The organism is Micromonospora sp. BQ11 (assembly GCF_052068135.1).
In the GTDB taxonomy this organism is placed as follows: Bacteria; Actinomycetota; Actinomycetes; order Mycobacteriales; family Micromonosporaceae; genus Micromonospora.
The window spans coordinates 120353-139084 of the sequence record NZ_JBQHDB010000009.1 but is presented as its reverse complement, the minus strand read 5'-3'; the positions used below and the strand labels follow the sequence as shown (position 1 = coordinate 139084).

The following is an 18732-nucleotide window of genomic DNA, read 5'->3' as shown; positions in this document are numbered from 1 at the left end:
GCCGGTCACCCCTTCGCGAGGGCCCGGGAGATCACCAGCCGCTGGATCTGGTTCGTGCCCTCCACGATCTGCAGGACCTTCGCCTCCCGCATGTACCGCTCCACCGGGTGGTCGGCCACGTAACCGGCGCCGCCGAGCACCTGCACCGCGTCGGTGGTCACCCGCATCGCCACGTCGGTCGCGAAGAGCTTCGCCTTCGCCGCCTCGATGGAGTACGGGCGGCCGGCGTCGCGCAGCCGGGCGGCGGCCAGCATCAGCGCCCGGGCGGCCGAGATCTGCGTGGCGTGGTCGGCGAGGGTGAACCCGAGTCCCTGGAAGTCGATGATCGCCCGACCGAACTGCTGCCGCTCCTTCGCGTACCCCACCGCGTAGTCCAACGCGGCCTGCGCCAGCCCGACCGCGCAGGCGGCGATGCCGAGCCGGCCGGAGTCCAGCGCCGACATGGCGATGGTGAAGCCCGTCCCCTCCCCGCCGATCAGCCGGTCGGTTGGCACCCGGGCGCCGTCGAAGGCGATCTGCGCGACCGGGGAGGCGTGCAGTCCCATGGTCCGTTCGGCGACCTGCGGGTGCAGGCCCGGGGTGTTCCGGTCGGCCAGGAGGCAGGAGATGCCCTTCGGACCGGGGCCGCCGGTGCGGCAGAAGATGTTGTAGAAGTCCGCCACCCGGGCGTGCGTGATCCACGCCTTGGTGCCGGAGACCACGTACGAGTCACCGTCGCGGACGGCCTTCGTCGTCATCGCCGCCGCGTCCGAGCCACCCTGCGGCTCGGAGAGGCAGTACGCCCCCAGCAGCTCCCCGCCGACCATGTCGGGCAGCAGCTTGCGCTGCTCGTCGGTGCCGAACTGGGCCAGCGGGTAGCAGGACAGGGTGTGCACGCTGACCGCCTCGGCGACGGCGAGCCACCGACTGGCCAGGATCTCCAGCACCTGGAGGTACACCTCGTACGGCTGGGCGGCGCCACCGTGCTCCTCGGCGTACGGCAGGCCGAGCAGCCCGGCGCGGCCGAGCGTCCGCAGCACCTCGCGGGGGAACTCGGCGCGCTCCTCGAAGCCGGCGGCCTGTGGCGCGAGTTCCCGGTCGGCGAGCTCGGTGGCGAGGTCCAGCAGGTCGTGGGCCTCGTCGGTGGGGAGGATCCGGTCGACGGTCATAGCGCGATGAGCTCCGTGGGGGTGGTGTTGAGCCGGTGGACGCCGTCCGTCGTGCAGACGACGATGTCCTCGATCCGGGCGCCGTGCCGCCCGGCGAGGTAGATCCCAGGTTCGACGGAGAACGCCATCCCCGCCTCCAACGGTCGCGGGTTCCCCGCGACGACGTACGGCTCCTCGTGGCCGTCCAGCCCGATGCCGTGGCCGGTGCGGTGCAGGAAGGCGGCACCGTACCCGGCGGCGGCGATGACGTCCCGGGCCGCCGCGTCGACCGCCTCGGCGGTCGTACCGGGCCGGACCGCCGCGACGGCGGCGCGCTGCGCCTCGTGCAGCACCGCGTAGTAGTCCGTGAACTCGGTCGGGGCGGGCCCGCCGGCGACGTAGGTGCGCGTGCAGTCGGAGCGGTAGCCGGACGGCATCGTGCCGCCGATGTCCACCACCACCGGCTCGCCCGCGCCGATCGGCCGGTCGGAGGTGCCGTGGTGCGGGCTGGCGCCGTTCGGGCCGGCCGCGACGATCACGAAGTCGACGGTCACGTGGCCGGCCGCGCGGATGGCCGCGGCGATGTCCCCGGCCACCTCCGCCTCGGTACGCCCCGGGCGCAGCCACTCCCCCATCCGGGTGTGCACCGCGTCGATCGCCGTGCCCGCCTCGGCGAGCGCGGCGACCTCCGCCGGGGACTTGCGGATGCGCAGCTCGCACAGCACCTCGGAGGCGAGCCGCTGGGTGGCGCCGGGTAGCGCGGCCCGCAGCGCGAGGACCTGCTCGGCCCACATCCGGTCGGCCAGTCCGACCGCGCCCACCGGGCCGCCGAGCGCGGTGGTGACCAGGGGGTACGGGTCGCTGCCGTCGGCGTGCTCGACGATGCGGACGCCGGTGGCCGGGGCGGGGGACGCCTCGGCGGCGGGACGCTCCAGGGTGGGCACGATCAGCGTCGGCTCACCCTCGGCGGGCAGCACCAGCAGGGTCAGCCGTTCCCCGGCGTGCGCGTCGTAGCCGGTCAGGTACCGCAGGTCCGATCCGGGGCTGAGCAGAAGCGCGTCCAGGCCGGCGGCGGCGGTGGCGCGCTGCGCGGCAGCCAGCCGCGCCGGCGGGTACAGCTCGTCGTCTCCCACCCGCTCAGCTTAACGCTCGTTCGGCTACACCCCGGTGGGGCGGGGCCTCACGACATCAGCCACAGGCAGAACGGGTGCCCGTCGGGATCCAGGCAGACCCGGACGTCGTCCTGCGGCTGGAACGGCGCGACGGTCGCGCCGCAGGCGACCGCGTGGGCCTGGGCCGCCGCCAGGTCGTCGACCCCGATCTCCAGGTGCGCCATCATCTGCTGCCGGCCCGCCTCCGCCGGCCACGTCGGACGCACGTACCGGCGTTCCCGCTGGAAGGACAGGCCCACCCCACCGTCGGGATCCCGGAGGACCACGTCGTCGGCCTCCTCGACCTCGATCCCCCAACCGAGCAGCCGGCAGTAGAACCGGGCGAGCGCCGCCGGGTCCGGCGTGTCCAGATTGACCGTGGTCAGACGCAGGTGGGGACGCGGCGTACTCATCTGGCCGATTCTCCCCGCCGGGCACACCCGCCGCAGCCCCGCCGGCGGCGGTCTCGAAGCGGCGGCGGTCTTGACGCGGCGGTGTCGGTGCGGCGGCCTCGACCCGTTCCGGCACGCCGGGACCACGGCGCCGATAGCCTCGGGGCAGACCCTGACCGGACGAAGGGACCGACCGTGGCGGGCGACAACAGGGCCGAGACGCGTCGGCGGCGGCTGCTCTGGTCCGGGCTCCTCGCCCTCGCCGGCCTGGTGCTGCTCGTCATCGGTCTCACCGTCGCCGACGGCGTCGCCGCCTGGGTCGAGGTGGTGGTGGCCATCCTGCTGCTGCTCGCCAGCTACGGGGTGCAGTACCTCGCTCGACGGGAGACCCTGTACGCCGACGAGGAGCGCCGCTGAACGGCCTCCCCGCGTTCGTCGGTGGGGTGTGCCAGGCTGTCGGGCGTGACCGCACCGATCATGCTCGTCGACGCGCCCAGCCTCTACTTCCGGGCCTACTTCGGCATTCCCGAGTCGGCCGCCAGGGCCGCCGACGGCAGTCCCGTCAACGCGGTGCGTGGCTTCCTCGACATGCTCGCCCAGCTCATCCGCACCCGCCGGCCGGACCGGATGGTCTGCGCGATGGACTACGACTGGCGGCCCGACTGGCGGGTCGCGCTGCTGCCGTCGTACAAGGCGCACCGGGTGGCGCCGGAGGGCGGCGAGGTGGTGCCCGACACGCTGAGCCCGCAGGTGCCGGTGATCCTGGAGGTCCTCGACGCCATCGGCATCACGGTCCTCGGCGCGACCGGCTACGAGGCCGACGACGTGCTCGGCACCCTCTCGGTCACCCAACCCGGCCCGGTCGAGGTGGTCTCCGGCGACCGTGACCTGTTCCAGCTGGTCGACGACACCCGGCCGGTCCGGCTGCTGTACGTCGGGCGCGGCGTGGCCAAACTGGAGGACTGCGACGACGCGGCGGTCCGGACCCGCTACGGCGTGCCGGCCGACCGTTACGCCGACTTCGCCGCCCTGCGCGGTGACCCCAGCGACGGGCTGCCTGGCGTGCCCGGCGTGGGCGAGAAGACCGCCGCCCGCCTCGTCGAGCGCTACGGCGACATCGCCGGCATCCTCGCCGCCCTGGACGACCCCGGCTCGGCCTTCGCCCCCGGTCTGCGGGCGAAACTCGCCGGGGCACGGGACTACCTGGCCGTGGCGCCGACCGTGGTCAAGGTGGCTCTCGACGTACCGCTGCCGGACCTGACCACCGCGCTGCCGGCCGCACCGGCCCACCCCGACCGCCTGCTGGAGCTCGCCGCCGAGTGGAACCTGGCCGGCTCGGCCCGCCGCCTCGTCGACGCCCTGGCCCTGCGCACCGCCGAAGCCTGAACGCCCGCCCGCCGGTGCCGGTCACCGGTCGCCCGGTCGCGGGGTGCCGACCGCCCGTCGTCGGTCACCGGTCGCCTTGATCCACTCGACGTCAGTGAAGTCGGGGTGTCGGAGGCGCCCTGACACCCCGATGTCACCGACGTCGGGATGATCTGGCCTGGCCTGGCCGGGCCGGGCGGGCGGGGTCAGCGGGGCGGGTTGTCCCGGCGGGACGGGAACGGCGTGCCGGCGCCCAGCGTCGACCGTGCCCGCAGGCCCACCGGGTCCGCGGCGGGCGACACCGGTGCCGGCGCGGTGACCGGCTCGCCGGCCCGGCGACCGTCCAGGTAGGCGGCACCGGCCCGGTCCTCGTCGGTCGGGGCGGCCAGCAGCGCGTACACCAGACCGACCACCACGAAGATCACCGCGAGGACGATCGGCACGAGCAGGGTGCCGACCTCGGTCCCGGCCACGTCCTCCTGCCGGTCGTGCAGGTGCACCGAGAGCGCGCTCATGCCGGTGAAGTGCATGCCGTTGACCGCGATTCCCATGACCAGGGCGGATGCGAAGATCGCCAGGCCGCGCCGGACGGTCACCGCGAGCCAGAGCGCCACCGTGGCGGCGACCACGGCGATGACGACCGACAGCACCACGCGGGTCTGGTCGTACCCGAGGCGACCCCCCAGCCGCATCGCGGCCATGCCGGTGTAGTGCATCGCCGCCACGCCGGCGCCGGTGAAGAGGCCACCGGCGGCGATGCGCGGCACGGAGACCCGGCCGGTGCCGGCGATGGCCAGGCCGATGCCGACCGCGACGATCGCGAAGGCCGCGCTGGCGGCGGTGATCGGCACGTCGTACCGGATCCGGGTGCCCTCGACGGCGAACCCGAGCATCGCCATGAAGTGCATGGTCCAGATGGCGGTGCCGCCGAGGGCGAACGCCGCCAGGATGCCCCACCAGGCGCGCTGGCCGGGCGTGGTGGCGATCCGGATCCGGCCGGCGCAGACCAGGCCCAGACACGAGCCGAGCACGGACAGCGCGTAGCTCAGCGCGGGCGTGATCCACCCGTACTCGAAGTGATTGATGTCCGCCACGGCGGCCTTCCCCCCAGACACGTTACCGGCGCGTAACAACGCGCCCCGGACATGATCGGGGACCCTCTGAGCAGGCACGACAGCACCCCCCTGCTACTTCGGGGGGTGCTGTCGCGGTAACCGTGCGATGCGTCGATTTCCCGCCGGCGACTACCGAGGGTTACGGTCAGGCGGGGGTGTGGTAGGCCAGGACACCCCGGTTGACGGCCGCGATCGCCTGCCGGGCGGTGGAGCGCAGGTCCGGCGAGGCACCCCCGGAGTCGGCGAGCTGGCCGAGCAGGTCGACGACCTGCCGCGCCCACCGGACGAAGTCGCCCGCCGGCATCTCGCCGTCGATCTCGTGCCCGCTGGCGAGCACCTTGGCGAGCGCCTCGCCCCGGGCCCACCGGTAGACCGGCCAGGCGAAGCCGAGGTCCGGCTCGCGGGTGACCGCGAGCCCGCGCGCCGCCTCGTCGGCCTCGATCTCGCTCCACAGCTTGAGCGTGGCGTCGACCGCGTCGGCGACCGGGCCGCGCGGCAGCCCCGCCCGTTCGTCCACGTCGCGGCGCGCCTCGAAGACCACCACGGACACCGCGGCGGCCAGCTCCGCCGGGGACAGCCCGTCCCAGACGCCCCGCCGCAGGCACTCGGCGACCAGCAGGTCCGCCTCGGTCCAGATGCGTCCGAGCATCCGGCCCGCGTCGGTGACCGTGCCGTCGGGCGCCAGGTACCCACGGGCGGTCAGCAGCGCGACGATCCGGTCGAAGGTACGCGCCAGCGACCCGGTCCGGCCGGCCACCCGCTGCTGCAACTCCTCGGTGTCCTTCTCCAGCCGACGGCGTCGCTCCGCCCACCGGGCGTGCTCCTCCCGGTCGGGACAGGCGTGGCAGGGGTGCCGACGCAGCTCCGTGCGGAGCTGGCTGAGCTGGTGGTCCTCGCCGGCCGCCTGCCGGGACCGGCCGCCCCGGCGACCGCCGTGCCGGTCCAGACCGGTCCCGCTGACCTCGGCGGCCAGGTCCCGCCGGGCCGCCGGGGACCGGTGGTTGAAGTGCTTGGGCACCCGGATCCGGGCCAGGACCTCGGCCGGGGTGGTGAAGTCGCCGGGGGTGATCCGGCCGGCCCAGCGGTCCTGGGTGAGCACCAGGGGCCGGGGCTCGCCGAACCCGCCGGTGGCCGGGTCGAGCACCACGGCCAGGCCGGCCCGCCGGCCCGACGGCACCCGGATCACGTCGCCCACCCGCAGTCGCTCCAGCGACGCCACGGCGGCGGCCTTGCGCTGGTGCTGCCCCTGCCGGGCGATGGCCCGTTCCCGGTCGGCGATGGCCACCCGCAACCCGAAGTACTCGTCGAAGTCACCGTGGTGGCAGGCCGCCTCGACGCCGTACGCCTCGATGGTCTCGGTGTTGCGCTGCACCTGCCGGGCCAGGCCGACCACCGACCGGTCCGCCTGGAACTGCGCGAACGAGGACTCCAGCAGCGCCCGGGCCGGCTCGGTGCCGACCGACCCGACCAGGTTGACCGCCATGTTGTACGACGGCCGGAAGCTGGACCGCAGCGGGTACGTGCGGGTCGACGCCAGCCCGGCCACGTGCCGGGGGTCGGTCTCCGGGGACCACACCACCACGGCGTGGCCCTCGATGTCGATGCCCCGGCGCCCGGCGCGGCCGGTGAGCTGGGTGTACTCCCCCGGCGTCAGGTCGACGTGCGCCTCGCCGTTGTACTTCACCAGGCGTTCGAGGACCACGCAGCGGGCCGGCATGTTGATGCCCAGCGCCAGGGTCTCGGTGGCGAAGACCGCCTTGACCAGGCCGCGGACGAACAGCTCCTCGACCACCTCCTTGAACACCGGGAGCATGCCGGCGTGGTGTGCGGCCAGGCCGCGCTCCAGGCCGTCGAGCCACTCCCAGTAGCCCAGCACCGACAGGTCCTCGCCCGGGATGGCGGTGACCCGTGACTCGACGACGCGGCGGATCTCGGCGCGTTCCTCCGGCGAGGTCAGCCGGAGCCCGGCGGCGAGGCACTGCTGCACGGCCGCCGCGCACCCGGCCCGGCTGAAGATGAACAGGATCGCCGGCAGCAGGCCCTCGCGGTCGAGCCGGTCCACGATGTCGGGCCGCAGCGGGCCCCGCCACCGCGGGCCGCGGCGGCCCCCACCCGGACCCGCGCTGCGTCCCTCGCCCAGCTCCAGCCGGCGCACCGTGTCACGGGTGTAGCGCAGCAGCTCCGGGTGCACGTCGTGCTTGCGGGCCGCGTCGGCGTCGTGGAACAGGTCGAACATCCGCTTGCCGACGAGCATGTGCTGCCACAGCGGCACCGGCCGGTGCTCGCTGACCACGACCGTCGTCTCACCCCGCACGGTGACCAGCCAGTCGGCGAACTCCTCGGCGTTGGAGACCGTCGCCGACAGCGAGACGAGGGTGACCGAGGCCGGCAGGTGGATGATCACCTCTTCCCACACGCCGCCCCGGAACCGGTCGGCGAGGTAGTGCACCTCGTCCATCACCACGTACGCCAGGCCCTCGAGGGTGGCCGAGCCGGCGTAGAGCATGTTGCGCAGCACCTCGGTGGTCATCACCACCACGGGGGCGTCGCCGTTGATGGCGTTGTCGCCGGTGAGCAGCCCGACGTGCTCGGCGCCGTACCGGTCGACCAGGTCGTGGTACTTCTGGTTGGACAGCGCCTTGATCGGGGTGGTGTAGAAGCACTTGCGCCGGCCCGGCCGGGCACCGTCGGGAGCCTCCGGCGCCGCCGGCGCACCCCGCAGGGCCAGGTGTACGGCGAACTCGCCGACCACCGTCTTGCCGGCCCCGGTCGGGGCGCACACCAGCACGCCGCTGCCCCGTTCCAGGGCCTGGCACGCCTCACGCTGGAAGTCGTCGAGATCGAACCCCAGATCCAGGGCGAACTCGTCCAGCGCCGGAAACTGGGAGGCCTGCGCGGCCCGGCGGCGCGCCGCGGCGTACCGCTCGGCGGGACTCGACATGTGACCAAGATTAGTGCGTACCGTGCCGGGACACCCGACAAGGCCGTCCAGTCCAGCCCGTCCGGGGCGATCGGTAGGGTGCACGACGTGCCGGAACCCACCGAACCCTCCCAGACACCCGCCCCGGGCGGCGCCGACCTCGCCTCCGGCGCGCGGGCGTCGCGCCGGCCCGTGGAAGGTGTGCTCCTCGACTTCCACGGCACCCTCGCGCAGGTGGAGGACTCCCAGGCGTGGGTGACCGCGGCGGCGGCGGCCTGTGGGGTGGAACTGGAGCGGGCCCGGGCGACCGCGCTGGCCGACCGGCTGCTCACCGCCGGTCGCGCGGGCGGGCCCCTGCCCGCCCGGGTGCCGCCCCGGCTGGCCGAGCTGTGGGCCGACCGGGACCTCTACCCGCACGCCCACCGGGGCGCGTACACCGGCCTCGCGGAGACCGTCGACGCGGGCATCGAGGGCTTCGCCGACGCGCTCTACGACCGGCTCCTGGTCCCCGAGGGCTGGGTGCCCTACCCGGACACCGCGCCGACCCTGGCCGCGCTGCGCGAGGCCGGTGTGCGGGTGGCCGTGGTGAGCAACATCGGCTTCGACATCCGGCCGATCTTCGCGTCCTGGGGTCTCGACGGTCTGGTCGACGCGTTCGCCCTGTCGTACGAGGTGGGGCGCTGCAAGCCGGACCCGGGGATCTTCTGGCGCGCCTGCGCCATGATCGGCGTCGAGCCGGAGCGGGCGCTGATGGTGGGCGACACCCCGGCCGACGCCGGGGCGGTCGCCGCCGGGTGCGCGGTGCTGGTGCTGCCGGCGGCCGAGGCGGGACGGGCCAACGGCCTGGGCGCCGTGCTGGACCTGGCCGGCGTCAAGGAGCGCTGAGCCGCCGAGGGCGGCCGACGCCGGGAGGCTCGCCGCCGATCAGGCGCCGGCCAGCGCGGGGGTCTGGGCGTGGATGTGGAAGCGCAGCGACCGGGCGTCGGTGAAACACTCCCGCATCGGCCGGACCAGGTCGCGGTGCTCCGGGCTCCGTTCCCACGCCTCGAAGTCCGCCAGGCGCGCCCACTCGCTGGTGATCAGCCACTGCTCCGGGTCGGTCGCCGAGCGGCAGACCTGGTCGACCAGGTGTCCCGGCACGCCGTCGGCGACCAGGTGCCGCACCGCCTCGTACGCGGCCAGGAACGCCTCCGTCCGCTCCTCGGGGACCCGCACCAGGAAGACCACCCGCGCCCGCTGCCCGCTCATGCCTGCACTCCCCTCGTCGGCGCCGCCCCGCGCAGGACCAGCGCGCTGTTGAAACCGTCGAACCCGCGGGCGCAGACCAGCGCCACCCTGCTACGGGGTCGCCGGTGCCCGCGCAGGAAGTCCAGCTCACACCCGTCGGCCACGGTGTCCGGACCGGCGGAGGCGGGCAGCGTGTCGTGCGCGAAGGCGAGCAGCGCGGTCGCCACGTCCAGCGCCGACCCGCCCTGGTGCGCCCGTCCGGTCAGCGGCTTCTGGGTGGTCACCGGCGGCGGCCGGTCGCCGAACACGGCGCGCAGCGCCTCGGCCTCGCTACGGTCGTACCTCGGCACGCCGAGCGCGTCGGGCAGCACCACGTCGACCGTGTCGGGCGCCACGGCGGCCCGGTCCAGGGCCAGCCGCATCGCGCGGGCGTACTGTACGGGGTCACCGGCGGTGTCCGGTCCGGTGTGGACGGCGTCGTGGGTCGAGCCCCACCCGGTGACCTCGCCGTAGACGCGGGCTCCCCGGCCCAGCGCGTGGGCCAGCTCCTCGACCACGAAGACCGCGCCGCCCTCGGCCGGCAGGTAGCCGCTGGCCGTCGCGTCGAACGGCCGGTACGCCCGCTCCGGGTCGGCGACGTCGCTGAGCATCCCGGAGCGCAGCTGACAGGCCAGGGCGTACGGGCTCAGGGGGCACTCGGTCGCGCCGGCGATCACCACCGGAGTGCCCCGACGGATGGCCCGGGCGGCGTGGGCGAGGCTGTCCAGGCCGCCGGCCGCCTCGGCGACCAGCACCCCGCACGGCCCCTTGAACTGGTGGTGGATGGAGAGCTGGCCGACGCTGGCCGCGTAGAACCAGGCGATCGACTGGTACGCCCCGACGGTGCGCGACGGCCCGCCCCAGAGCCGTTGCAGTTCCCGCTGCCCGAACAGGTTGCCGCCGGAGGAGCTGGCCAGGGCGACCGCGTAGCCGTACGGGTCGGGAGCACGCTCGGGCAGGCCGGCGTCGGCGAGGGCGAGGGAGGTGGCGGCGAAACCCAGGTGCGTCCACCGGTCGGTCTGCACGAGCCGGCGGTTGTCGGCGTACGCGGCGGCGTCGAAGTCGGGCACCTCACCGCCGTACCGGGTGGGGTAGCCGGACGGATCGAAGAGGGTGAGCGGGCCGGTGCGGCGGGTGCCGGCGAGGACGGTGCGCCAGTGGGCGTCGACGCCGACACCACTCGGCGCGACCACCCCGATCCCCGTGACGACGGCCCGGGCGGTCACGCCGCCACCGTCCCGGACAGTCGACGGAACACCATGGCCGACTGGAAACCGCCGAAGCCGCTGCCGACCGACAGCGCCACGTCCACCGGCAGCTCGCGGGCCTCGTTGGGCACGTAGTCGAGGTCGCATTCGGGGTCGCGGGTGGTCCAGTTGGCCGTCGGCGGCACCACGCCGAACTCGATCGCCAGCGCGCACGCGGCCATCTCGATCGAGCCGATCGCGCCGAGCGAGTGCCCCACCATCGACTTGATCGAGCTGATCGGCACCCGGTACGCGGCCTGGCCCAGGGCCCGCTTGAACGCGGCGGTCTCGTGCCGGTCGTTCTGGCGGGTGCCGGAGCCGTGAGCGCTGATGTAGGAGACCTGCTCGGGGGCGATCCGCCCCTGCTTCAGCGCGGCGGTGACCGCGAGTCCCATCTCCAGCCCGTCCGGCCGCAGCCCGGTCATGTGGTAGCCGTTGCTGCGGCTGGCGTACCCGGCGACCTCGCAGTAGACGTGCGCGCCGCGCCGCCGGGCGTGCCCGGCCTCCTCCAGCACCAGCACGGCCGCCCCCTCGGCGAGCACGAAGCCGCGCCGGTCGGCGTCGAAGGGCCGGGAGGCGTGCGCCGGATCGTCGTTGTCCGGACTGGTCGCCTTGATGGCGTCGAAGGACGCGACGGTCACCGGTGAGATCGGGGAGTCCGCGGCCCCGGCCAGCACCACGTCCGCCTCGCCGTCAACGATGAGCTGGTGGGCGTACCCGATGGCGTCGATGCCGGAGGTGCAGCCGGTGGAGACGACCTGGGCCGGGCCGTGCAGACCGTGCCGGCAGGCCACGTCGGCGGCGAGGCTGCTGGGGATGAGCGCCTGGTAGAGGTACGGGCCGCCGCGCGCGGCGTCGACCAGCCAGTGCCGGCCGCCGTCGCTGACCGTGACGTACTCCTGTTCCAGGGCCATGGTGCCGCCGACGGCGGTGCCGAGGACCACCCCGGCGCGCTCGCGTTCGGCGTCGGTGAGGTCCAGGCCGGCGTCGGCGACGGCCTCGGCGGCGCAGGCCAGCGCGAACTGGACGTACCGGTCGGCGCGGCGGCACTCGGTGTCGGTGAGGCCGGCCGCGAGCGGGGCGAAGTCGCACTCGGCGGCGATCTGGGAGCGGAACGGCGACGGGTCGAAGAAGGTGATCCGCCGGGTGGCGGTACGCCCCTCGGTGATCGCCTTCCAGAACCGGTCCCGACTGGCGCCGCCCGGGGCGACCACCCCGATGCCGGTCACCACCGTGCGGCGCGCACTCATGACCCGCCCCGCTGTTCGACGAGTTCGGTGTCGACGTGGCCCAGTTCCGGGCGGGGCGCCAGGGGTCCGAGCTGGAAGACCACCTCGGCCGGCTCGTCGCCGGTGTTGCGCAGCCGGTGCCGGACGTTGACCGGCACGAACAGGGCCTCACCGGCGGCCAGCGGCGTCGGTACGTCGTCGAGGTCTACGGTGATCGCGCCGCGCGACACGTACAGGAACTCCTCGCTGTACGGGTGGTAGTGCTCGGCGATGCGCTCCCCGGGGCGCAGCGCGGCGACGCCCATGAACCCCGAGGTGCTGCCGACGGTGCGGGGGCCGAGCAGCACCCGCAGCTCGCCGCCGCGCCGGCGGTCCGGCGGCACGTCGGCGGCGGCGACCAGCCGCCGCGCCGGCTCGGGCGCCAGCCCGTTGCCGGTCGACCCGGTCGTCGTCGGCTCACTCATCGCCGGCACCCCCGTCCCGGGCCAGCCGCTCGATCTTCTCCTTGATCACGGCGAGCTGGATCGCGCTGTTGGTGTTGATCCGGTCGGTCATGCCGGCGTTGTCCACCGGCGCGGTCGGCGCCATCGCGAAGTCCTGCACCCAGGTCATGCGGGTGCCACCGGATTCCTCGGTGTAGCGCCAGTGGATCCGCATGTACTCGAACGGCCCGGTCTCCACGCGCCGGGCGTGGACCTCCCGGGCCACCGGGTCGGCGGTCCGCTCGCTGACCCAGCTCCAGGCGACACCGTTCTCGTCCGGGTGCATGGTGAGCCGGAACCGGACGGTGTCCCCGTCGCGGTGCAGGATCTCGGCGCGGGCGTACTCGGTGAACAGCTCGGGCCACCCGGCGACGTCGTTGGTGACCGCCCAGACCAGCGGCAGCGGCGCGGCGATGAGGACACTGTTCTCGGTGTGCCCCGGCGGGTCGACGCGGCGGGCGACCAGGTCGGCGACGTCGGCGATGCTCAGCTGACCGCTCTCCTCGGGGATGCGCACCTGCCACCGGTCGGCGACCACGGCGGACAGTTCGAGCAGGGCGAGGGAGTCCATGCCCAGCTCGTCCAGGGACGCGGCCGGCGCGCGGGCGGCGGCGTCGGGGTCGAGCCCGCAGTTGGCCACCAGGATGTCGGTGATCTCGGCGGCCAGCGGGCGGCCGTGGGTGACGGTCATCGGGTCCTCCTGTGCGGTGGGTCGGTCGGGTCGGCGAGCAGCCGGTCGACCAGGCCGGTCGAGTAGCGCCCCTTGCGGAAGCCGGCGTCGTCGAGCACCCGCCGGACGAAGGGGATGGTGGTGCGGATGCCGGGGCCGGCGATGTCGAACTCCTCCAGGGCCCGTTCCAGGCGGTTGAGCGCCAGCTCCCGGTCCGGCGCCCAGACGGCCACCTTCGCCAGCAGCGAGTCGTAGTGCGGTCCGACCAGGTAGCCGGGGCGGCCGTGGGTGTCGACGCGGGTGAACGGGCCTCCGGGCGGCAGGAACCGCTCCAGGCGGCCGGGGGTGGGCGCGAAGTCGCGGTCCGGGTCCTCGACGTTGACCCGGCACTCGATCGCCACCCCGTGCGGGCGGATCTCCTCCTGCCGCCAGCGCAGCGGTACGCCCGCGGCGATGTGGAGCTGCTCGTGCACCAGGTCGATGCCGGTGATCATCTCGGTGACCGGGTGCTCGACCTGGATCCGGCAGTTGATCTCCAGGAAGTGGAACCGCTCGTCCGCGTCGACCAGGAACTCCACCGTGCCCGCGCCGGTGAAGCCGACCTCCAGCGCGCCGCGCAGCGCGCACTCGGCGATGCCCTCCAGGGTGCCGGCGGACAGGAAGGGCGCCGGTGCCTCCTCGACGAGCTTCTGGTGCCGGCGCTGCACCGAGCAGTCCCGGGTGCCCAGGTGCACGCCGTTGCCGTGCCCGTCGCAGAGCACCTGCACCTCGACGTGCCGGGCGCCGGCCAGGTAGCGCTCGACGTACACCCGGTCGTCGCCGAAGGCGACCTGCGCGGCGGCCCGCGTCCGCGCGTACGCCCGGGGCAGCTCCGCCGGGGTGTGCACGACGGTCATCCCGCGGCCCCCGCCCCCGGCGGCGGCCTTGACGATGACCGGGTAGCCGACCTCCGCCGCGACCTGCGCGGCCCGCTCGGCGGTGGGCACCGGCGCGACGCTGCCCGGGGGCAGTGGCAGGCCGGCCCGGCGCATCAGCTCCCGCGCGGAGGACTTGTCGGCCAGCGCGGACATCACCTCCGGGGGAGGTCCGACGAACGTCAGGCCGTTGTGGGCGCAGATCTCGGCGAAGTCGGCGTCCTCGGAGAGGAACCCGTACCCGGGGTGCACCGCCTCCGCGCCGACCAGGCGGGCCGCCTCGATGATCGCGGCGGCGTTGAGGTAGCTGCGCCGGCTCGCCGCCGGTCCGATCAGGACCGCCTGGTCGGCCAGCCGCACCGCGGCCGAGTCGGCATCCGCGGTGGAGTAGACCACCGCCGTCTTCACACCCAGTTCGCGGCAGGCTCGCAGCACCCGCAGCGCGATCTCGCCCCGGTTGGCGATCAGCACCTTCGTGAACATTCCGTCCCCCGCCTCAGGCCGGGTCCAGCGCGAGCAGCGGCTGGTCGTACTCGACCGGCTGGCCGTCGTCGGCCAGCACCTCGACCACCCGGCCCGCGCGGTCGGCGGTGACCTCGTTCATGAGCTTCATCGCCTCGACGATCCCGATGACCTGACCGGGGCGGACCACGTCGCCGACGGCGACGAAGGGCGCGGCCCCCGGATCGGGCGCCCGGTAGAAGGTGCCGACGATGGGCGAGCGCACCGTGAGACGGTGGACCGGCTCCGCCGCGGCGGGGGGCGCCGGCCGGGGTGCGGGTGGCACGACGGTCGGCGGCGCCGGGGGCGCGGAGCCGGGCCCGGCGGGTGCGGCGGCGTCGTGCCACTCCACCTCCAGCATGCTGTCACCGGCGCGCAGGAGCACCCGGCGTACCGGCCCGGGCAGCTCGGCGACCAGGTGCCGCACGTGCCGGCGCAGCCCGGCCAGCACGGCGTCCGCCGGTTCCCCGGCGTCGCTCGCGGCGGGACCGTGCGGGACGCGCGGCACGTCGGGCGCCGGCTGCCCGCCGCCGGCCGGCGGCGCACCGTTGCCCGCCGGCGCGGTGTCCGTGCGGGCGCTCACCGGGCACCCGCCCGGGCCGCGCCGCGGGTGACGCCGAAGCGGCGGAAGCGCTGCCGCCGTCGCCGCACCAGCGTCGGAGGCGGCACGTCGAGCAGCGGCAGCAGGTTGGCCAGGACGGCCTCGCGCAGCGCCCGCGCGGCCGCCGCCGGGTCGGCGTGCGCGGCCGGCTCCGGCTCGGCCACGACCTCGTCGGCGATCCCGAGGCGGTGCAGGTCGGGGGCGGTCAGCCGCAGCGCGCGGGCCGCCTGCGGGGCCGCCGACCGGTCCGGCCAGAGGATCGCCGCGCAGCCCTCGGGGCTGATCACCGAGTAGACGGCGTGCCGCAGCATCAGCACCCGGTCGGCCACCGCCAGGGCCAGCGCGCCGCCGCTGCCGCCCTCGCCGGTGACGACCGTGACGACCGGGGTGGGCAGCACGGTCAGGGCGAGGATGTTCTCCGCGATCGCCGCCGCCTGGCCCTGCTCCTCGGCGGCCACGCCGGGATCGGCGCCCGGCGTGTCCACCAGGGTCACCACCGGCAGGCCGAGGCGCGCGGCCAGGCGCATCAGCCGCAGCGCCTTGCGGTGCCCGGCGGGACTGGCCATGCCGAAGTTGCGCGCCACCAGCTCGGCGGTGGTGTGTCCCTTCTGGTGCCCCACCACCATCAGCGGCCGGCCGTCGAGCCGGGCGAGGCCGCCGACCACCGCCGGGCAGTCGGCGCCGAGCCGGTCGCCGTGCAGCTCCACGAAACCGTCGAAGGCGGTCTCCAGGTAGTCCAGCGTGGTCGGCCGCCCGGGGTGTCGCGCCAGCCGTACCGTCTCCCAGGCGTCGCCTTCGCCGCCGGCCGTCGGTCGTTCGACCACCGGCGACGTCCGGGCCGCCGGCACCCGCGCCGGTCCCGCGCCGCCGGCCGCCGGCGGCTCCTGCCGGGGTACGCCGGGACGCGCCGCCGGTCGGCGGCCGGCGCGCGCGGCGGCGAGCAGCGCCACCAGTCGGGCGCGCAGGGCGTGCCGGGGCACCACCATGTCGACCTGACCGTGCCGGAGCAGGAACTCGGCGGTCTGGAAGCCCTCGGGCAGGTCCCGGCCGGTGACCTGCCGGATCACCCGGGGACCGGCGAAGCCCATCCGCGCCCCGCTCTCGGCGAGGACCACGTCGGTGTTGGTGGCGAAGGAGGCGGCCACGCCGCCGTACGTGGGGTCGGTGAGGACGCTGACGCTGAGCAGGCCCGCCTCGCGCAGCCCGGCGACCGCCTGGCTGACCGTGGCCATCTGCATCAGCGACAGGGCGCCCTCCTGCATCCGGGCGCCGCCGGAGGCGGTGACCAGCACCAGCGGGACGCCGTCGTCCAGCGCCCGCTCGGCGGTCCGCGTGACCAGCTCACCGACCGCGCACCCGAGGCTGCCGCCGAGGAAGCGGAAGTCCATCACGGCCACGGCGCAGGGGTGCCCGCCGATCTGCGCGGTGCCGCACACCACCGCCTCCGACAGGCCGGTGGCCGCACGCGCGGCGCTGAGCCGGTGCGGGTAGGGCAGCACGTCGACGAATCCGATCGGATCGGTCTCGGCCGGACCGTCGGGCAGGGCGGTGAACGAGTCGGGGTCGACCATCTGGGCCAGGCGGGCGTGCGCGTCGAGCCGGGCGTGCGTACCGCACTCGGGACAGACGTCGAGGTTGCGGCGCAGCCGCTTGCGGTAGAGCAGGCTGGAGCAGCCCGCGCAGCGGGCCCAGAGCTGCCCCTGGGGCGCGGTGGCGGTCACGGCCGTCGTCCGGTGGGCGCGGCGTCGAAGCGGTAGAAGCAGCGGGCCATCGCGTCGCGGGGTTCCCGCCACGTCGGCAGGTACGGCGAGACGTACGGGCGCAGCGCCGCACTGACCCGGTCGAACTCGGGGTGCTGCCGGGCCGCCGCCACCGCGCCCTCCCCCGGCAGCTCCGTCTCCAGCAGGTGTACGTAGAGATCGTGCAGCCGGTACAGCGACCGGTGGCGCACACCGGCAAGGTGCGGCAGCTCGGTCGCATCGGACTGGGCGAAGATCTCCGCGACCCGCGCCTCGGCGGTCGGGTCGACCTTCGCGACGATCAACGAACGGTCCATGAATGGGCCTCCCCTCAGGCGTCGGGCGTTCCTCACGCCGGCGCCGACCGAGCTGGACGACTGCCGACACGATGCGGACGGGCGCGTCACGGCGGCGTCAACGACGGGGCCGCGCGGCTCCGCTTTGGTGACGGTGCGTTGACGCTAACTGTGTATCCGCTGTGGACCGGCTTTGGACCTGCGCATCTCTTACCAGTTCAGAAGGGTTTTCGCGGTTCGACCAGGCCCCGCAGCGGTGGCACGCTCCGTTGACCGAGAGTCATCACGATTGATAATCTTCGTCAAGGTCAGTCCGGCGACCACGGCGCGTGGCGCCGAGCCGCGGCTCAGCCTTCCGACAGTGCGGTCATGGGCAGCCGCGCCGGGGACACAGTCGAGGAGTCTCCGCCGAGCCTTCCGCAGGGGGTGCCGCGTGACCGCCGAACCGCCCATGCCGACCACGGGGGCCCGCCCCCACGCTCCGATCTCCCTGCACCTGCTGGGCGGGTTCCGTCTGCTGCACGGCGACGTCGCGGTGGTGGTGCCGCGCGGCCTGCAACGGGTGCTCGCGCTGATCGGGCTACGTCCCGGCGCCACCCGCAGCCACCTGGCCGGACTGCTGTGGCCGGAGGCGTCGGAGGAACGGGCCCTGTCCTCACTGCGCACCGCACTGTGGCGGCTGCGCCAGGACCCCTGCTGCCCGGTGAGCACCGTCGGCGACACCGTCCGGCTGGGACCCCTGGTCGCGGTCGACGTCGACGCGCTGGTCGGCACGGCCGCCCGGGTGCGCGACGGCGCCGACCCGTGCACCGCCGCCGCGCTGGAAGCCGGCCGCCACGACCTGCTGCCCGGTTGGTACGAGGACTGGGTGCTCGCCGAGCGGGAACGCCTGCGCCAGCTCCGGCTGCACATGCTGGAGGAACTGGCCGATCAGCACCTCGCGGCGGGCCGGCACGGCGAGGCGCTGGAGGCCGCCCTGGAGGCGCTGGCGGCGGAACCGCTGCGGGAGACGCCGCACCGGCTGGTGGTCCGCATCCACCTCGCCGAGGGCAACGCGTTCGAGGCGGTGCACGCCTTCTACGTCTACCGGGACCTGCTGCTGCGGGAGCTGCGGCTGGAACCGTCGGCCGCGATGACCGCACTCCTCGACGACACCCTCGCACCCATCCGGCACGCCAGCCGGGACGCCGAGCAGCAGCGCCGGTCGCTCGCGCACCGTGCGCCGCCGCGCGCCCACTGACCACCCGTCACCACCCGGGCCGTACGCGTGACGGCCATGTGACAGTCCATCGGTCAGCGTGAACGCACCGCACCACGTGGTGTCCGACCTGGTCGAGGAAGGGCAACCGGCGAGAGGAGTCCCATGAGCCGTCTACTGATCGTCAGCAGGATCATCCCGGGGTCGGAGGGTCGCGTCGCGCAGATCTTCGCCGAGTCCGACGCCACCGAACTGCCCGCCCTGACCGGCGTCCGGCACCGCTCCCTGTACTGCCTGCACGACCTGTGCGTCCACCTGATGGAGACCGGGGACGTGGACCCGGACGCGCTGGCCGGCGCCCGGAACCACCCGTTGTACCTGCGGGTCAACGAACGGCTCTCCGCGCACACCACGCCGTACCTGCCGACCTGGCGCTCACCCCGGGACGCGATCGCCGGCTGCTTCTACCGCTGGGACGCCGCCGACGCGCCGACACCGCACGCCGCCGGCTGACCTCGG

19 protein-coding genes are annotated in these 18732 nt (G+C 74.7%); 5 read left to right on the top strand and 14 right to left on the bottom strand.

The window, feature by feature from the left end:
* Positions 1-5: 5 nt before the first annotated feature.
* Genes ACTMSW_RS19995 through ACTMSW_RS19985 form a run of 3 tightly spaced genes read right to left on the bottom strand, consistent with a single transcriptional unit; the run spans position 6 to position 2691 of the window.
* Complete coding sequence (locus ACTMSW_RS19995) at positions 6-1148, bottom strand: acyl-CoA dehydrogenase family protein (protein WP_441182149.1); 1143 nt, start codon at positions 1146-1148, stop codon at positions 6-8.
* Entirely contained in the window at positions 1145-2260 is a 1116-nt protein-coding gene (locus ACTMSW_RS19990) for a M24 family metallopeptidase (protein ID WP_441182148.1), read from the bottom strand. Before ACTMSW_RS19990 ends, ACTMSW_RS19995 begins: the two co-directional genes overlap by 4 nt.
* 47 nt (positions 2261-2307) lie before the next feature.
* On the bottom strand, positions 2308-2691 hold the full coding sequence (locus ACTMSW_RS19985; RefSeq protein WP_441182147.1) for a VOC family protein: 384 nt from the start codon (positions 2689-2691) through the stop codon (positions 2308-2310).
* Positions 2692-2865: 174 nt separating this feature from the next.
* On the opposite strand from ACTMSW_RS19985, the gene ACTMSW_RS19980 reads away from it, so the two are divergent.
* Positions 2866-3087 carry a hypothetical protein gene (locus tag ACTMSW_RS19980; RefSeq protein WP_441182146.1) on the top strand — a complete coding sequence of 74 codons (222 nt, stop codon included), beginning with the start codon at positions 2866-2868 and terminating at the stop codon, positions 3085-3087.
* Between the two features lie 45 nt (positions 3088-3132).
* Complete coding sequence (locus tag ACTMSW_RS19975; RefSeq protein WP_441182145.1) at positions 3133-4056, top strand: 5'-3' exonuclease; 924 nt, start codon at positions 3133-3135, stop codon at positions 4054-4056.
* Between the two features lie 185 nt (positions 4057-4241).
* Here ACTMSW_RS19975 and ACTMSW_RS19970 read toward each other — a convergent pair whose 3' ends face one another.
* Positions 4242-5129, bottom strand: a complete 888-nt coding sequence (locus tag ACTMSW_RS19970) for an MHYT domain-containing protein (protein WP_441182144.1) — start codon at positions 5127-5129, stop codon at positions 4242-4244.
* A gap of 166 nt (positions 5130-5295) precedes the next feature.
* On the bottom strand, positions 5296-8091 hold the full coding sequence (locus tag ACTMSW_RS19965) for a DEAD/DEAH box helicase (RefSeq protein ID WP_441182143.1): 2796 nt from the start codon (positions 8089-8091) through the stop codon (positions 5296-5298).
* Positions 8092-8178: 87 nt separating this feature from the next.
* Between ACTMSW_RS19965 and ACTMSW_RS19960 the strand changes: the two genes are divergently transcribed.
* Complete coding sequence (locus ACTMSW_RS19960) at positions 8179-8955, top strand: HAD-IA family hydrolase (protein ID WP_441182142.1); 777 nt, start codon at positions 8179-8181, stop codon at positions 8953-8955.
* Positions 8956-8994: 39 nt separating this feature from the next.
* On the opposite strand, the gene ACTMSW_RS19955 is transcribed toward ACTMSW_RS19960, so the two are convergent.
* The 9 genes from ACTMSW_RS19955 to ACTMSW_RS19915 all read right to left on the bottom strand — a co-directional run bounded on the left by ACTMSW_RS19955 (position 8995) and on the right by ACTMSW_RS19915 (position 17036).
* The gene (locus ACTMSW_RS19955) at positions 8995-9318 is read right to left on the bottom strand and encodes an antibiotic biosynthesis monooxygenase family protein (protein ID WP_441182141.1); all 324 of its coding nucleotides are present in this window, start codon (positions 9316-9318) and stop codon (positions 8995-8997) included.
* The gene (locus ACTMSW_RS19950; RefSeq protein ID WP_441182140.1) at positions 9315-10562 is read right to left on the bottom strand and encodes a beta-ketoacyl synthase N-terminal-like domain-containing protein; all 1248 of its coding nucleotides are present in this window, start codon (positions 10560-10562) and stop codon (positions 9315-9317) included. Before ACTMSW_RS19950 ends, ACTMSW_RS19955 begins: the two co-directional genes overlap by 4 nt.
* On the bottom strand, positions 10559-11833 hold the full coding sequence (locus ACTMSW_RS19945; RefSeq protein ID WP_441182139.1) for a beta-ketoacyl-[acyl-carrier-protein] synthase family protein: 1275 nt from the start codon (positions 11831-11833) through the stop codon (positions 10559-10561). Before ACTMSW_RS19945 ends, ACTMSW_RS19950 begins: the two co-directional genes overlap by 4 nt.
* Entirely contained in the window at positions 11830-12276 is a 447-nt protein-coding gene (locus ACTMSW_RS19940) for a cupin domain-containing protein (RefSeq protein WP_441182138.1), read from the bottom strand. Before ACTMSW_RS19940 ends, ACTMSW_RS19945 begins: the two co-directional genes overlap by 4 nt.
* The gene (locus tag ACTMSW_RS19935) at positions 12269-12985 is read right to left on the bottom strand and encodes an SRPBCC family protein (protein ID WP_441182137.1); all 717 of its coding nucleotides are present in this window, start codon (positions 12983-12985) and stop codon (positions 12269-12271) included. The genes ACTMSW_RS19940 and ACTMSW_RS19935 overlap by 8 nt, the downstream gene beginning before the upstream one ends.
* A complete protein-coding gene (locus tag ACTMSW_RS19930) occupies positions 12982-14361 on the bottom strand; it encodes an acetyl-CoA carboxylase biotin carboxylase subunit (protein WP_441182136.1) in 1380 nt (459 codons plus the stop codon). The genes ACTMSW_RS19935 and ACTMSW_RS19930 overlap by 4 nt, the downstream gene beginning before the upstream one ends.
* A 13-nt stretch (positions 14362-14374) precedes the next feature.
* Positions 14375-14887: an acetyl-CoA carboxylase biotin carboxyl carrier protein gene (accB, locus tag ACTMSW_RS19925; protein WP_441182289.1), complete on the bottom strand. Its 513-nt coding sequence runs from the start codon at positions 14885-14887 to the stop codon at positions 14375-14377.
* A 71-nt stretch (positions 14888-14958) separates the two neighbouring features.
* A complete protein-coding gene (locus ACTMSW_RS19920) occupies positions 14959-16701 on the bottom strand; it encodes an acetyl-CoA carboxylase carboxyltransferase subunit alpha (protein WP_441182135.1) in 1743 nt (580 codons plus the stop codon).
* Positions 16698-17036, bottom strand: coding sequence for a TcmI family type II polyketide cyclase (locus ACTMSW_RS19915; RefSeq protein WP_441182134.1), 339 nt, complete (start codon positions 17034-17036; stop codon positions 16698-16700). Before ACTMSW_RS19915 ends, ACTMSW_RS19920 begins: the two co-directional genes overlap by 4 nt.
* A 412-nt stretch (positions 17037-17448) precedes the next feature.
* Between ACTMSW_RS19915 and ACTMSW_RS19910 the strand changes: the two genes are divergently transcribed.
* Complete coding sequence (locus tag ACTMSW_RS19910; protein WP_441182133.1) at positions 17449-18255, top strand: AfsR/SARP family transcriptional regulator; 807 nt, start codon at positions 17449-17451, stop codon at positions 18253-18255.
* A gap of 123 nt (positions 18256-18378) precedes the next feature.
* Positions 18379-18726 carry a TcmI family type II polyketide cyclase gene (locus ACTMSW_RS19905; protein WP_441182132.1) on the top strand — a complete coding sequence of 116 codons (348 nt, stop codon included), beginning with the start codon at positions 18379-18381 and terminating at the stop codon, positions 18724-18726.
* Positions 18727-18732 lie beyond the last annotated feature (6 nt).

Coding starts and splice junctions, on each gene's coding strand:
- ACTMSW_RS19995 (WP_441182149.1), bottom strand. CDS start 1,148: ATGACCGTCGACCGGATCCTCCCCACCGACGAGGCCCACGACCTGCTG.
- ACTMSW_RS19985 (WP_441182147.1), bottom strand. CDS start 2,691: ATGAGTACGCCGCGTCCCCACCTGCGTCTGACCACGGTCAATCTGGAC.
- ACTMSW_RS19965 (WP_441182143.1), bottom strand. CDS start 8,091: ATGTCGAGTCCCGCCGAGCGGTACGCCGCGGCGCGCCGCCGGGCCGCG.
- ACTMSW_RS19955 (WP_441182141.1), bottom strand. CDS start 9,318: ATGAGCGGGCAGCGGGCGCGGGTGGTCTTCCTGGTGCGGGTCCCCGAG.
- ACTMSW_RS19945 (WP_441182139.1), bottom strand. CDS start 11,833: ATGAGTGCGCGCCGCACGGTGGTGACCGGCATCGGGGTGGTCGCCCCG.
- ACTMSW_RS19940 (WP_441182138.1), bottom strand. CDS start 12,276: ATGAGTGAGCCGACGACGACCGGGTCGACCGGCAACGGGCTGGCGCCC.
- ACTMSW_RS19935 (WP_441182137.1), bottom strand. CDS start 12,985: ATGACCGTCACCCACGGCCGCCCGCTGGCCGCCGAGATCACCGACATC.
- ACTMSW_RS19930 (WP_441182136.1), bottom strand. CDS start 14,361: ATGTTCACGAAGGTGCTGATCGCCAACCGGGGCGAGATCGCGCTGCGG.
- ACTMSW_RS19915 (WP_441182134.1), bottom strand. CDS start 17,036: ATGGACCGTTCGTTGATCGTCGCGAAGGTCGACCCGACCGCCGAGGCG.
- ACTMSW_RS19905 (WP_441182132.1), top strand. CDS start 18,379: ATGAGCCGTCTACTGATCGTCAGCAGGATCATCCCGGGGTCGGAGGGT.